Annotated in this window: 10 protein-coding genes; 2 read left to right on the top strand and 8 right to left on the bottom strand. The window is 62.5% G+C overall.

Annotated elements, in window-relative coordinates; all coding sequences use genetic code 11:
* Nucleotides 1-60: 60 nt before the first annotated feature.
* Both FHS84_RS06770 and FHS84_RS06765 read left to right on the top strand, forming a co-directional pair.
* Complete coding sequence (locus tag FHS84_RS06770) at nt 61-2,412, top strand: glycoside hydrolase family 31 protein (RefSeq protein WP_166932224.1); 2,352 nt, start codon at nt 61-63, stop codon at nt 2,410-2,412.
* A gap of 46 nt (nt 2,413-2,458) precedes the next feature.
* Nucleotides 2,459-4,240: a tannase/feruloyl esterase family alpha/beta hydrolase gene (locus FHS84_RS06765; RefSeq protein WP_166932222.1), complete on the top strand. Its 1,782-nt coding sequence runs from the start codon at nt 2,459-2,461 to the stop codon at nt 4,238-4,240.
* 9 nt (nt 4,241-4,249) lie between these two features.
* On the opposite strand, the gene ilvD is transcribed toward FHS84_RS06765, so the two are convergent.
* The 8 genes from ilvD to FHS84_RS06725 form a co-directional block, all read right to left on the bottom strand.
* Entirely contained in the window at nt 4,250-6,100 is a 1,851-nt protein-coding gene (gene ilvD / locus FHS84_RS06760) for a dihydroxy-acid dehydratase (protein ID WP_166932220.1), read from the bottom strand.
* A gap of 315 nt (nt 6,101-6,415) precedes the next feature.
* Nucleotides 6,416-6,811 (bottom strand): putative zinc-binding protein, encoded by a 396-nt coding sequence (locus tag FHS84_RS06755; protein WP_166932218.1) that lies wholly within the window; start codon nt 6,809-6,811, stop codon nt 6,416-6,418.
* 36 nt (nt 6,812-6,847) lie between these two features.
* On the bottom strand, nt 6,848-7,081 hold the full coding sequence (locus FHS84_RS06750) for a thioredoxin family protein (RefSeq protein ID WP_166932216.1): 234 nt from the start codon (nt 7,079-7,081) through the stop codon (nt 6,848-6,850).
* Nucleotides 7,082-7,091: 10 nt separating this feature from the next.
* Complete coding sequence (locus FHS84_RS06745; protein WP_166932214.1) at nt 7,092-8,141, bottom strand: permease; 1,050 nt, start codon at nt 8,139-8,141, stop codon at nt 7,092-7,094.
* A complete protein-coding gene (locus FHS84_RS06740) occupies nt 8,138-8,443 on the bottom strand; it encodes an ArsR/SmtB family transcription factor (protein WP_166932212.1) in 306 nt (101 codons plus the stop codon). Before FHS84_RS06740 ends, FHS84_RS06745 begins: the two co-directional genes overlap by 4 nt.
* A 167-nt stretch (nt 8,444-8,610) precedes the next feature.
* Nucleotides 8,611-10,842, bottom strand: a complete 2,232-nt coding sequence (locus tag FHS84_RS06735; protein ID WP_166932210.1) for a TonB-dependent receptor — start codon at nt 10,840-10,842, stop codon at nt 8,611-8,613.
* Between the two features lie 215 nt (nt 10,843-11,057).
* Nucleotides 11,058-12,224, bottom strand: a complete 1,167-nt coding sequence (locus FHS84_RS06730; RefSeq protein ID WP_166932208.1) for a cystathionine gamma-synthase — start codon at nt 12,222-12,224, stop codon at nt 11,058-11,060.
* Complete coding sequence (locus FHS84_RS06725) at nt 12,221-13,612, bottom strand: pyridoxal-phosphate dependent enzyme (RefSeq protein WP_166932206.1); 1,392 nt, start codon at nt 13,610-13,612, stop codon at nt 12,221-12,223. The genes FHS84_RS06730 and FHS84_RS06725 overlap by 4 nt, the downstream gene beginning before the upstream one ends.
* Nucleotides 13,613-13,829 lie beyond the last annotated feature (217 nt).

The following is a 13,829-nucleotide window of genomic DNA, read 5'->3' as shown; positions in this document are numbered from 1 at the left end:
TTTCCGGCGACCGCAGGTGCGCTATATCGAATTAAAATCAGACAATTCGGCGGAGGGAAAATGACCCGGTATTCCAAGCGAGCGCTCCTCACAGGCATATCGCTGCTGCCGTTGCTGGCTGCCGCCGGCTGGGCAGCCCCCTGTTCGCCGGCGGTTACCGCCGTGACGCCGTCCGCCGCCAGCCTGACGCTGCAGAGCGCGTGCGGCGCGACCCTGGTCGAGCCGTGGGGCGAGAACATCCTGCGCATCCGCCGCTTGCCCGCAGGTGCCGCCGAGCCGCGGCCGAGTCTGATCGTCAACGGCAAGAAGGCGCCAGCGAGCTTCGCCGTATCGCAGACCGGCGATGAGATCGTCGCCACCACCGCCTCGCTGCGGATCACCGTGACCCGCAAAGACGGCCGCATCGCCTTCTACAAGTCCGGCGAGGCCAAGCCCTTCGTGTCGGAAGGTGGCAATGCCGCCGTGTCCGCCGCTGCCGGTCTCTATCGCATCACGCAGTCGTTCGGCGTGCCGTTCGGCGCAGGCTTGCATTATTACGGCCTCGGTCAGCACCCGGCCGGTGGTCTCGACTGGCAGAAGCAGGGCGTGCATCTGCAGCAGGCCAATGGCGACACCGGACTGCCGATGCTGCTGACCAGCGGCGGTTGGGGCATCCTGTGGGACAACGCCTCGGTGACCGACGTCTCGCTGCAGCGGCCGGCTGAAGGCGGCAATCTCCAATTCGCATCCGAAGCCGCGCAAGCGACCGACTATTATCTCATCACCGGCACCAACGCCGACACCATCGTTGCGGGTTATCGCAAGCTGACCGGCGAGGCTCCGATGCTGCCGCGCTGGGCCTGGGGCTTCTGGCAATCCTACGAGCACTACGCCACCCAGGATGAAATCGTCGGCGTCGCCAAGCGCTATCGCGACAGCGGCATTCCCATCGACGGCATCATCCAGGATTGGCAGTACTGGAAGGACGGGCAGTGGGGCGCCCATCAGTTCGATCCCAAGCGCTTCCCCGATCCGACCAAGATGGTCGCCGACATTCACGCCCTCGACATTCACACCATCGTCTCGGTGTGGTCGCGCTTCGACAAGGACACCGACAATTACAAAGCGCTCGATGCCGCGGGTGAGCTCTATCCCGAAACCTACACCAACGTGTATCCGCCCGGCTTCGGCCGCTGGTACGATCCCTTCGGCAAGGGCCGCGATCTCTACTGGAACCAGATTTCCAAGCGTCTCGGACAGAACGGGTTCGACGGCTGGTGGCTTGATGCCTCCGAAGCCGAACTCGGCGGCGCCTGGGGACAGATGCGCGATGTCGAGACTGCTAAAGGACCCGGTGCGCTGGTCTACAACGCCTATCCGCTCTATCACACCATGGGCGTCTTCGAAGGCCATCGCCGCGACTTCCCCGATCGCCGTCCGGTCATCCTGACGCGTTCGGCCTGGGCCGGGCAGCAGCGCAACGGCGCCATCAGTTGGTCGGGCGACATTCACGGCGACTGGGAAACCTTCCGCCGCCAGATTCCGGCGGGATTGAATTTCATCGCTGCCGGTCTGCCGTACTGGAACACCGATATCGGCGGCTTCTTCGCCGGCGATCCCAAGGATCCGGCCTACGGCGAGCTGTTCACCCGCTGGTTCGAGTTCGGTGCCTTCACGCCGATGTTCCGTACTCACGGCACCGGCAAGTCTAAGGAGATGTGGCAGTTCAATGCCGACGTTCAGCCGATCCTGCTGAAATACGACCGGCTGCGTTATCGCCTGTTGCCCTATATCTATTCGCTCGCGTGGCAGGTCACCAGCCAGAGCGGCAGCATGATGCGTCCGCTGGTGTTCGACTTCGGCGCCGATCCCGACGCGCTCGATATCGCCGATCAGTACATGTTCGGCCCCGCCGTGATGGTGGCGCCGGTGGTGCGCAAAGGCGCGACGGATCGCACCGTTTATCTGCCCGGTGCGGGCGACTGGTACGATTTCTGGACGGGCCAACGGATCAAGGGCAAAGCCACCGTCGTTTCCCATGCGCCGCTGGATGTCCTGCCGCTCTACGTCCGTGCCGGCTCGATCCTGCCGATGGGGCCTGTGGTGGGGCACGCCGAAGCGCAGAAGGGCAAGCCCATCGAGTTGCGCGTTTATCGCGGCGCCGATGGCCGTTTCACGCTCTATGACGACAGCGGCAACGGCTGGGGCTACGAGAAGGGCGAACGCGCCACCATCGATATTTCATGGAACGAGGCGTCGCACACGCTCACCTTCGGCGCCCGTCAGGGCAAATTCCCCGGCATGGTTCAGAACCGCGAATTCCGCGTCGTCTGGGTCGGTAACGGCGTCGGTGCTGGTGACGGCGAAGCGGCGCATTTCCAGAGCGTTCTCTACAAGGGCAGCAAGACCACGATCAAAATGCCGGCCGGCTGAACGCGTCCGGGTGTGCTGCGAGGATCGCTGCGGGAAGGGATGAGCCATGCGTGAAATCACAAGCCGCCGTTCGAACCGGCATTCGCCGGCTCTGTTGCTGTCGGTTGCGTCCGCCGTACTGGCGACGGCGTCGGCTTGTGCGCCCGAAAAAGTGCAACCGATCGCGCCGCCAACCGCGGCTCAGCGCTGCGAGGCATTGGCAGGTGCCGGTCAGGCATTACCAGGCATGCGCATTCTGAGCGCCAAGGCTCAGGCAGCGGGGGCGACGGTCGATCTCGGTTTCGGCGGCATGAAAAGCGGGCCGCTGCCGGCGCATTGCGAGATTACCGGCATCACCGGCGAGCGGGTCGGGATCGACGGCGACCACTATGCCATCCGTTTCCATCTGCGTTTGCCCGAGGATTGGAACGGCCGCTTCTTCTTCGAAGGCGGCGGCGGGACCGACGGCAATCTCGGATCCGCGCTCGGCTCGGTCGGCTTCGGCCGCCCGCCCGCGCTGGCGCAGGGCTATGCGGTGGTCAGCGGCGATTCCGGCCACAGCAACGAACTCAACGCCGATCCCGCCAACGGCGGTCCGTCCGCGTTCGGCCGCGATCCCGAAGCGCGCGCCAACTACGGTCATGCCGCACTGAAGGTGACTTACGATGCCGCGCGGGCGCTCATCGGCCGGTTCTATTCGCGGCAGCCGGTCCGTTCCTATTTTGCCGGCTGCTCGAAAGGCGGCCAGGAGGGTCTGGCGTTCGCCGAGCGCTATCCCGATGCGTTCGACGGTATTCTGGTCGGTGCACCCGGCATGTCGCTGCCCAAGGCAGCGCTTGGCCATCCCTGGACGGTGCAGGCATTCGCGGCCGCGGCGGGCGGCAAGAGCAAGTCCGTCACCCCGGAACAGCTCGCCGCCACCTTTACGGACGACGATCTCAAACTGGCGCGCCAAGCGGTGCTGGCGGCTTGCGATACCGACGATGGACTAAAGGACGGCATTATCGGCACGGTCGGTCAGTGCAGTGCCAAGCGGGTCGATGCCGAATTGCACAAGCTGCAATGCAAAGGCGCCAAGTCGGCCTCTTGCCTCGGCAAGCCGCAGATCGCCGCTCTCGACAAGTTCTTCGCCGGTCCCTCGAACCGCAAGGGCGAGGCGCTTTATGCGAGCTTCCCATGGGACGGCGGTCTCGCCGATGGGGGCTGGCGGATGTGGACGATCGGCGCACCGGCCGGCAGCTCCGGCCCTGGCATGACCTCGATCGCGGTGTCGATGGGCGCGGGCACGCTGTCGGAGATCTTTTCAACGCCGCCGCGGGTGCTGCCGCCCGGACCGCAAGCGGCCATGGATTATTTGATGGCCTATGATTTCGATCGCGATGCGCCGGCGATCTTCGCCACCAGCGCTGCATTTCCGCGTTCGGCCTGGGAAGATATTAACGCGCGTTCGCCCAACCTCGACGCCTTCGCCGGTCATGGCGGCAAGCTGATCGTCTATCACGGCGGCTCCGATCCGGTGTTCTCGCTCAACGACACGCTGGCGTGGTGGCGCGAAGCCGATGCCCGGATGAACGGAAACGCCGCGAGCACCGTGCGCGTCTTCCCGGTTCCCGGCATGGGCCATTGCGCAGGCGGTCCGGCGACGGATCGGTTCGACGGATTTTCCGCCCTGGTCCACTGGGTCGAGCAAGGGGCGGCGTCCGATCGCATCGAAGCGAGTGCCGGCCCCGCAACGCCGTGGCCGGGGCGCAAGCGTCCGCTTTGCCCGTATCCCGCCGTGCCGCGTTACGACGGCAAAGGCGATATCGAAAAGGCCGAGAGCTTCGTCTGCACCGCGCCCGCGAAGTGATCGCGGGCCTCAGCGCGGGGTCTGATCCAGGTTCCGCACGGCGCCGTTGGCGGCACTGGTGGTGAACAGGGCATAGGCCCTGAGCGCCGCGGAAACGACACGCTTGCGCGAGACCGGCTTCCACGCCTTGTCGCCTTTGGCCTCCATCGCGGCGCGCCGCTTGGCCAGCGTTTCCGCGGGCACGTCGAGGCGAATGCTGCGATCGGGAATGTCGACCGTGATCGTATCGCCTTCTTCGACCAGGGCGATGGCGCCGCCGTCCGCCGCTTCCGGCGAAACATGGCCGATGGAAAGTCCTGATGTGCCGCCCGAGAAGCGGCCGTCGGTGATCAGCGCGCAGGCTTTGCCGAGGCCCTTCGATTTCAGATAGCTCGTCGGATACAGCATTTCTTGCATGCCGGGGCCGCCTTTCGGCCCTTCGTAGCGGATCACGACGAAATCGCCCGCCTTGATCTTGCCGGTCAGGATCGCCGACACCGTATCGTCCTGGCTCTCGAACACCCGCGCAGGGCCGGAGAACCGCAACGACGAGGGATCGACGCCCGCCGTCTTCACGATGCAGCCGTCTTCGGCGAGATTGCCGTACAGCACGGCGAGACCGCCGTCCTTGCTGTAGGCGTGTTCGTAATCGCGGATGGCGCCACCCGCCCGGTCGATGTCGAGTTCGCTGTGGCGTTCCGATTGGCTGAAGGCCTGCGTGGTGCGCTTGCCGCCGGGGCCGGCGCGGAAGAACTTCGCCACCTCGGGATTGTTGGCGCGGGTGACGTCCCATGCGTCGATGGCGGCGCCCAGCGTTGGCGCATGCACCGTCGGCAAGTCGCGATGGATGAGGCCGATGCGATCGAGTTCGCCGAGAATGGCCATCACGCCGCCGGCGCGATGCACGTCTTCGACGTGAATGGTGGAGATCGATGGCGCCACTTTGCACAGATGCGGGACTTTGCGCGACAGCCGGTCGATATCCTTCATCATGAAGGGAACGCCCGCTTCGCGCGCCGCCGCCAGGAGGTGCAGCACCGTGTTAGTCGAGCCGCCCATCGCGATGTCGAGCGCCATGGCGTTCTCGAACGCGGCGAAGCTGGCGACCGAGCGCGGCAGCACGCTTTCGTCGTTCTGTTCGTAATAGCGCTTGGTGATTTCGACGATCTTGCGTCCCGCCTGCAGGAACAACTCCTTGCGGTCCGCATGCGTGGCGACCAGCGTGCCGTTGCCGGGCAGCGACAGGCCGAGCGCTTCGGTCAGGCAGTTCATCGAATTGGCCGTGAACATGCCCGAGCACGAGCCGCAGGTCGGGCAGGCGTTCTGCTCGACGGTCTCGACGTCCTTGTCGTCGACCGCGTCGTCGGCGGACATCACCATGGCGTCGATCAGATCGAGCGACTTTTTCTCGCCCTTGATCACCGCCTTGCCGGCTTCCATCGGACCGCCGGAGACGAAAATCGCCGGAATGTTGAGACGCAGCGCCGCCATCAGCATGCCGGGGGTGATCTTGTCGCAATTGGAGATGCACACCAGCGCGTCGGCGCAATGGGCGTTGGCCATGTATTCGACGCTGTCGGCGATCAGTTCGCGCGAGGGCAGGGAATAGAGCATCCCGTCATGGCCCATGGCGATGCCGTCGTCGATGGCGATGGTGTTGAACTCCTTGGCGACGCCGCCCGCCGCTTCGATCTCGCGCGCCACCATCTGGCCGAGGTCCTTGAGGTGGACATGGCCCGGCACGAACTGCGTGAACGAATTGACGACGGCAATGATCGGCTTGGAGAAATCGGCATCGGTCATGCCGGTGGCACGCCAAAGCCCGCGCGCGCCCGCCATGTTGCGTCCATGGGTCGTGGTCCGGGAGCGATAGGCTGGCATTGGGAATACTCGCGTTTGCTGCTGAATCTTACTTAAGACGGCAGGTCTTCCCGCGCAACAGCGGAGCGCTGGTGGTCGCGGAGATCAAGAAATTGATTTTACTGGGATACTTCCGTCTGATGGCGGTATTGCCAGGGAAAACAGCGCGCTAGCCGGTTTCGACACATCATTTCCCTTTTCTTCCAAAGGGTTCTCAGTTCTACGCGGGCGCTGTGTGGTTGATCTTGTTTGGTGCTGCACCGGGGCGGATCGCAGGGGCGGCAGGGTCCGAAAACCGCCGCCACTGCAATGCTTCCGGCGCGCAATCGGGTCCGCTCAGGCGGCGCTGAGCATCTTTTCCGCCGCCGTAACCGCCTTGGCGATGTTGTCGTCGTTCGGCGGCGAGGCCTGCTTGGCCAGGCCGATATGGTTCAGCACCAGATGCTCGAACTTGGTGACCCCGGCCTTCTTCAGGCAATTGGCGGCGCAGTGATTGATGCAGCCGTCGATGGCCAGAACCTTGTCCGCCCCTTTGGCGGCTTCGACATAGCTTTCCAGTCCGGCGCCGATGGCGTTGGCGCATTGCAGTTTGCCGCCGCCAGCGCGCGCGACGGTGCGGGCGGCGCGATCGGCGATTTCTCCGACATCGGCGGCGCCGGAGCAGGCATAGATCAGTTTGACGGGACCTTGTTCGGAGGCGTTACCGCATCCGCAGGATTTCGACTTGCTCATCGGAATATCTTTCGCAGGTTGGTATGGAATGCGCGTTTATTTCAGCCAGCTTTGGATGTCGGCCGGCTTCGGCAGTCCGCCGGCATGGACCAGCTTGCCGTCGATCATCACGCCGGGCGTCGAGGCGACGCCGGCTTTGGCGATCTCGGCATAGTCGGTGACTTTTTCGACCTCGACCTCGACGCCGATTTTGGCGGCTTCGGCTTTCACCATGTCGGCGGTTTGCTGGCAGCGGGCGCAGCCCGGACCGAAAACTTTCACGTGTTTCATTGCATCCCTCCTAAAGAAACAGAACGTTGAACAGGTACCCGACCGCGAGCACGCCCGCGGCGACGGTGCCGGCGAAGACGGCGATCAGGCGCAGGCTCAGCACTTTGCGCAGAATGATCATCTCCGGCAGCGAAAGAGCGGTGACGCTCATCATGAAGGCCAGCACGGTGCCGAGCGCCGCGCCCTTTTCCAGTAGCGCTTCGACCACTGGAATGATGCCCGCGGCGTTGGAATACATCGGAACGCCGATCACCACGGCAGCGGGAACGGACCACCACGCTTCGCGTCCCATGATCGCCGCGAGCACGCCGTTCGGCACGTAGCCGTGAATGAAGGCGCCGACGGCAATACCGGCAACGACCCACAGCCAGACCTTGCCGACGATGTCTTTGACGGCTTCGAGGCCCGCGTCGACGCGCTCGCTCGCGGTGATTTTCCGATCCGGCAATTCGACCGGCGCCGCTCTCAGGGTCTGAACCCACGGCTCGAGCCAGCTTTCCAGATGCATCCGTCCGATGATCCATCCGGCGACGATGGCAACGGAAAGACCGAAAATAAGATAGGTCGCCGCCACCTTCCAGCCCACCAGGGCAAAGAGAAGGCCGAGCGCCACTTCGTTGATCATCGGCGACGCGATCAGGAACGAGAAGGTGACGCCCAAGGGAACCCCGGCCGACACGAAGCCGAGAAACATCGGCACGGCCGAGCAGGAACAGAACGGTGTGACGATGCCAAGCGAGGCGGCGCCGACATTGCCGGCGAATTCGTTCTTGCCCGCCAGAAAGGCGCGGGTGCGCTCGACCGAGAAAAAGGTGCGGATCACGCCGATCCCGAACACGACGATGGTCAGCAGCAGAAGCACCTTCGGCACTTCGTAGATGAAGAACGCCGCGGCGGCGTAGAGCGCGCCGTCGTGCGCCAGCGGCAGGAAGGAAACGAGCCACCGGGAAACGGGTTCGAGTGCCGCATACGCGCCAATCCAGACGGCAAGCCCGAGCGCGGTGCGCAGGCCCCACGGAAACGCCGGCCGCGGCGCAGGGGAGGAGGAAATCTCGCTCATGCGACTTTGCCCACGATGTCTTCCGACGCGGCGGCCGCAGCGACCACCGCTTTGATGATCGCTTTGGTGCTCGGTGCGAGCGCGGGATTGAGGCGGTAGCGCACCCATTGGGCATCACGCCGGTCCACCACCAGACCCGCCTGCTTCAGCACGCCCATGTGGCGCGACATCCGCGATTGGGTGGCGTTGAGGTGCTCCATAAGCTTGCAGACGCAGCGTTCTTTGCCGTCCGCGAGCAGCAGCAGGGCGCCGAGCCGGGTGGGGTCGGACAAGGCCGACATTAGAGTGATTACAGTATTCATGCGTTTTACCGCCTATGCGTTTAAGCGCATATAGGCATAGGTCGGATGAGAGTCAAGACTTCGAGCGCGCCGGGGTGCCTTTCTCGTCAAAAAAAGGGGGCCGCGAATAGCGGTCCCCTTTTCCACATGGAAGAGCAATGACCTGCGAACGGCAGGCTCTGTCTCGCTCAGTAGCGGTACTTTGCCCGCACGCCGAAAGTCGCCGGTTCGCCCGAGGTGGCGATGTTGACCTGACCCGCGCTCAACGCCACGAAGTAGTTGTGGGAGAGGTCGTAGCGCGAATTGAAGATGTTGCGTCCATAGAGAGACAATTCCCACGGGCCCGTCTTCGGCGACAACGTCAGATTGGCGTTGGCGAGCCAATAGGAATCGATGTGCGCCACGGTGAGCAGCGAACCTTCGCGGTCGCGATAGGCGTAGTTGAACTCCGGCTCGAGATCGAAATCGCCGAGATCGATGCGGTAGGATACCGAACCGCCGTAGCTGATTTTCGGGATCGGCTCCTTGGTGCCGGAAATGTCGGTATAGACCTGATGACCGGCAGCCTTGGAGGCGGCGCTCGACACGTAATTGTCGAAAGTATCGAACTCGCCTTCCTTGAAGCCGAAATACTGCGACAGGGTGAGGGCGGAGGTCGGATGCCAAAGGCCTTCCAGTTCGACGCCGTAGATGTGGGACTTCTTGGCGTTCACCAGCGAGCCGATGGCGCCGTAGGTCGGTACCCAGATGATCGATTGCACCTGCTGGTTATGGTAGTCGTAATAGAAGGCGGCGCCGTTGAGCTGGAGCGTATCGTTCAACCAGGAAGTCTTGAAGCCGCCTTCGTAGGCCCAGATGTTTTCCGGCTTGGCGGGGTCCAGAACCTGCGTGTTCGGCACGTTGTAGGCGGTGAACCCTCCCGACTTCACGCCGTAGCTGACGCTGGCATAGATAAGGGCGTTGTCGATCGGCTTGTAGTCCAGTTCGGCTTTGCCGGTCAGCGGATCGGCGACGAGGCGCTTGTTGGACGGCGTGCCATAGTCTTGCAGCGGCAGACCGACGCCATTCAGCGCGCGGGTGATATAATTCTCCTGTTTGCGTACTTCGCTTTCGGCGCGCAGGCCTCCGGTCAGTTTCCACTGATCGTTGAAGGCATATTCGACCTGCGCGTAGGCGGCGACGGAATTGACATATTGCTGGTAGGTCGTCTGCGCCGCGAACGCCCAGATGTCCCAGAAATCGGAATAGAAGTGTTCGTCGATCTTCTCATTCGAATAGTAGATGCCCGCCAGCCACGACAGCGCTCCGGAATCCTTCGAAGCCAGGCGTAGCTCCTGCGAGAACACGCCGGCTCTGGTGTCGAAATAGGTGCCGGCGTAGGCGTAGGACGAGGCATCCCAATCGTTGAATTCCCGCCGGCGCAGGAAATTCCACGACGTGATTGCGGTCAACGTGGCAAAGCCGAGATCGGCGTTGGTGTGCAGGCTGATGCCTTGGTTCTGCGAATTGTGGAACGGCTTTTCGGTGGTCGTGATGCCGGTCAGGCTCTGGAAAACGGTCGAGCCGCCCCAGTCGGTCGCCTTGACGAAGGTGTCGGCCGGTTGGGCTCCGACGGCGGTGAAACGGTGCGGTCCCACGGGCTCCGAGTGATCGTAGCTCCAATTGGCAGCCAGCAGGAAATTCAGCCAGCCGTTCGCATCCCATTCGAGCTGACCGCGAAAGGCCGCCTGATCCTTGGACCCGAGGCTTTGACCGGTGGTGCGGTTTTTCTGCCACGCGCCGCCTTCATCGGTCACGGCGGAGAGGCGGAATTTCAATCCGTCGGCGATCGGTCCGGAAACATAACCTTCGCCTTTGAATTCGTGATGCGAGCCGTAGTCGAGTTCGACGCCCGCCGTATAGGTATCGGTCGGCTTGTTGGTAACGAAATTGATGGCGCCGCCGGTCGTGTTGCGGCCATAGAGCGTACCCTGCGGTCCGCGCAGCACTTCCACCCGCGATACGTCGTAGAGCAGGCCCTGCGTCGATGCCGAAACCGGATAGGCGACTTCATCGACATAGACGGCGACGGTGGACGAATTGTTGGAGCTATAGGTGTTGAAGCCCACGCCGCGCAGACGGAACCACACTTGACCGCTGCCGAAGGCGGGAATGGATTCGAAATTCGGCACCGAATACTGAAGCTGGTTGACCGTCTTGATGTTCTTGGCGTCAAGGTCCTCCGGCGTCAGCACGCTCAGTGCGATGCCGACATCCTGCGCCTTCTGCACCCGTTTCTGCGCCGTGACGGTCACGGACTCGATTCTGCTGCCTTTGCCGTCGGAGGCATCGGCTACCTTGACGTAATCCTGGGCAACCGCCGGCACGCCCAACCCGAAGACCAGAACCACGGCGGTGGTTCCAAGAAGTGCACGCTTCATTCGTCTATACCCCTCACATTTAACATACATGATTCTGTAGTTCGTGGTTAGTATATTAAATCGATAGACAAATAGAAATAATGACGCCCATGTACACAAAATTTCTGTATTTTCTCCGTTGCGCATTTGCGACAGCTGTACAATGGACGCAAAGAGAAAGCCGCAACGATCATCCGACCGTGCGGCTCATCTTGTTCAACGTAAATGTGCACTAATCAGGCTTTGGCCAGCGCCTGTTCGAGATCGGCGACAAGATCGTCGGTATCCTCGATGCCGACCGAGAGGCGCACCAGCGAATCCGAAATTCCGAGCTTCTGACGTTGCTCCGCTGGGATGGTGGCGTGGGTCATGATCGCGGGATGTTCGATCAGGCTTTCGACCCCGCCGAGGCTTTCTGCCAGAGTAAAGAGCTGGCAGCGTTCGAGGAACCGACGCGTAGTGGCAAGGTCGCGATCAAGCTCGACCGTCACCATGCCGCCGAAGCCGCGCATTTGCCGCTTGGCGAGCGCATGTTGCGGATGATGCGGCAGACCGGGATAAATCACCTTTCTCACCGCACGATGGCTGTCGAGGAAGCGCGCGATTTCAAGCGCGCTGTAGCAGTGTCGCTCCATGCGCAGCGCAAGTGTCTTGGCGCCGCGATGGGCAAGAAAACTGTCGAACGGGCTGGCGATGCTGCCGACCGCGTTGTGGAGGAAAGCGAGCCGCTGGGCGAGGTCGAGATTTTCACCCACCACGGCCACGCCGCCGACGATGTCGGAATGGCCGTTGATGTATTTGGTGGTCGAGTGCACGACGATGTCGAAACCGTGTTCCAGCGGCCGCTGGACATAAGGACTGGCAAAGGTGTTGTCGGCCACCGTGATGATGCCGTGCCGTTTGGCCAGCGCCGCGATGGCATTGAGATCGACGATTTTGAGCAGCGGGTTGGTCGGGGTCTCGACCCAGATCAGTTTGGTGTTGGGTTTGACCGCGGCTTCCACCGCATCGATATCGGACAGATCGACAAAACTGAAGTCGAGCCCGGCCGACCGACGTCGCACCTTGTCGAACAAGCGGAACGAGCCGCCATAGATGTCGTCGCTAGCGATGACGTGATCGCCGGCATTGAGCAGTTCCAGCACGGTTCCTTCGGCGGCCAAGCCGGACGAGAAGGCATAGCCTTGAATGCCGCTTTCAAGATCGGCGATGCAGCGTTCGAACGCCATGCGGGTCGGATTGGCGGTACGCGAGTAGTCGTACCCTTTGTTCACGCCCGGACTTTCCTGGGCATAGGTCGAGGTCGCGTAGATCGGCACGATCACGGCGCCGGTCGAGGGATCGTGGTGCTGCCCGGCGTGGATGGCGCGGGTGGCGAAGGCGAGGCGATTGGACGTGGTCATGCGTGCAGCCTGAGATAATTGATGAGGTCCATGCGGGTGATGAGGCCGACGAAGCGATCCTTGTCGCAGACGAGGGCGACGCGATCGCGGGCGAAAATCGGCAGCAGGGAATCCAGTGGATCGCCGATTTGCACGATCTGCAGGCCTCTCGACATGGCCGAACTGACCGGTTTGGCGAAGCGGTCGGCGCGGCCGTATTCGTAGCCTTCCACCGCGGCGAGGATGTCGCTCTCGTCGAGAATGCCGACCAGCCGGCCGCCGTCCATCACCGGAAGCTGGGAAACGTCCGCGCCGCGCATGCGGTTGTAGGCGATCAACAGCGTTTCATCCGGTCCGACGGTTACCGCGCCACCGCTCTCGAACCGGGTGGAGATGACATCGCGCAAATCGCCTTTAAGGGTGCGTTTGTGAATGCCTTGTTCGAACGCCCAGTAGTCATTGTAGACCTTGGAGAGATATTTGTTGCCGTTATCGCAAACGAGCGTGACGACGCGTTTTTCCTCGGTTTGTTCGCGGCAGTAGCGCAATGCGGCGGCAAACAGAGTCCCCGACGACGAACCCGCCAGAATGCCTTCGCGCGACAGCAAAAGACGTGCCGCATCGATGCTGTCCTTGTCGGAAATCGAATAGGCTTCCGCGACCAGGGATAGATCGGCGTTGGGTGGAATGAAGTCTTCGCCGATGCCTTCCACCGCCCAGGAGCCGGCCTCGATCATCTCGCCGGTTTTGATGAACGGCGCCAGCACGGAGCCTTCGGGGTCGGCCAGCACCATCTTGGTCTTGGGCGAAACGCGCTTCATATAACGTCCGATGCCGGAGAGGGTCCCGCCGGATCCGACGCCGACCACCACCGCGTCGATGTCGTGCTCCATTTGCTCCCAGATCTCGGGTGCGGTGGTGCGCTCATGCGCAGCCGGATTGGCGGGATTGGCGAACTGGTTGATGTAGTAGCTGTGCGGCAGGCCAGCGGCCAGCTTCTTGGCCTTGTCCTGATAATAATCGGGATGGCCCTTGCCGACGTCGGAACGGGTCACGACCACTTCGGCACCGAGGGCGCGCAAATGCTCGATCTTCTCGCGCGCCATTTTGTCGGGCACCACCAGAAGAAGCCGATAGCCCTTCAAGACGCCGACCTGCGCCAAGCCGATGCCGGTGTTGCCGGCCGTGGCTTCGACGATGGTTCCGCCCGGCTTCAGCTTGTGGCTTTGTTCGGCCGCTTCGATCATCGAAAGGGCGATGCGATCCTTGATCGATCCGCCGGGATTTTGGCTTTCCAGCTTTACGAACAGACGGCATCGGCCCGTATCGACGTGATTGATCTCAACCAGCGGGGTGTTGCCGATGAGATCGAGAGTCGAATGGACGGGCTGGCGCAGAGGCTGGCTCATGGGTTCCTCATTCAGGAGATACGCGGCCAAGCTCGCGCCGCAGGCGGGAGCCTGCGGCACGCTCAAGGCCATGCTGACGCAAATTCTGCAATACAATACCTAATCGATAGAGTATATCTAGAAATGTCACCAAGGAGAGTCAATTTTGCTTGACGGAGCGAAGCGCTGTGCCAAAGTCGAAGCGACCACTCGTGGATGCCGCCGTGCCGAATTCGGA

The sequence above is a fragment of the Rhizomicrobium electricum genome (assembly GCF_011762045.1).
Lineage (GTDB): Bacteria > Pseudomonadota > Alphaproteobacteria > Micropepsales > Micropepsaceae > Rhizomicrobium > Rhizomicrobium electricum.
Note: the sequence above shows the minus strand (reverse complement) of the source record. Positions and strands in the feature narration are given on the sequence as shown.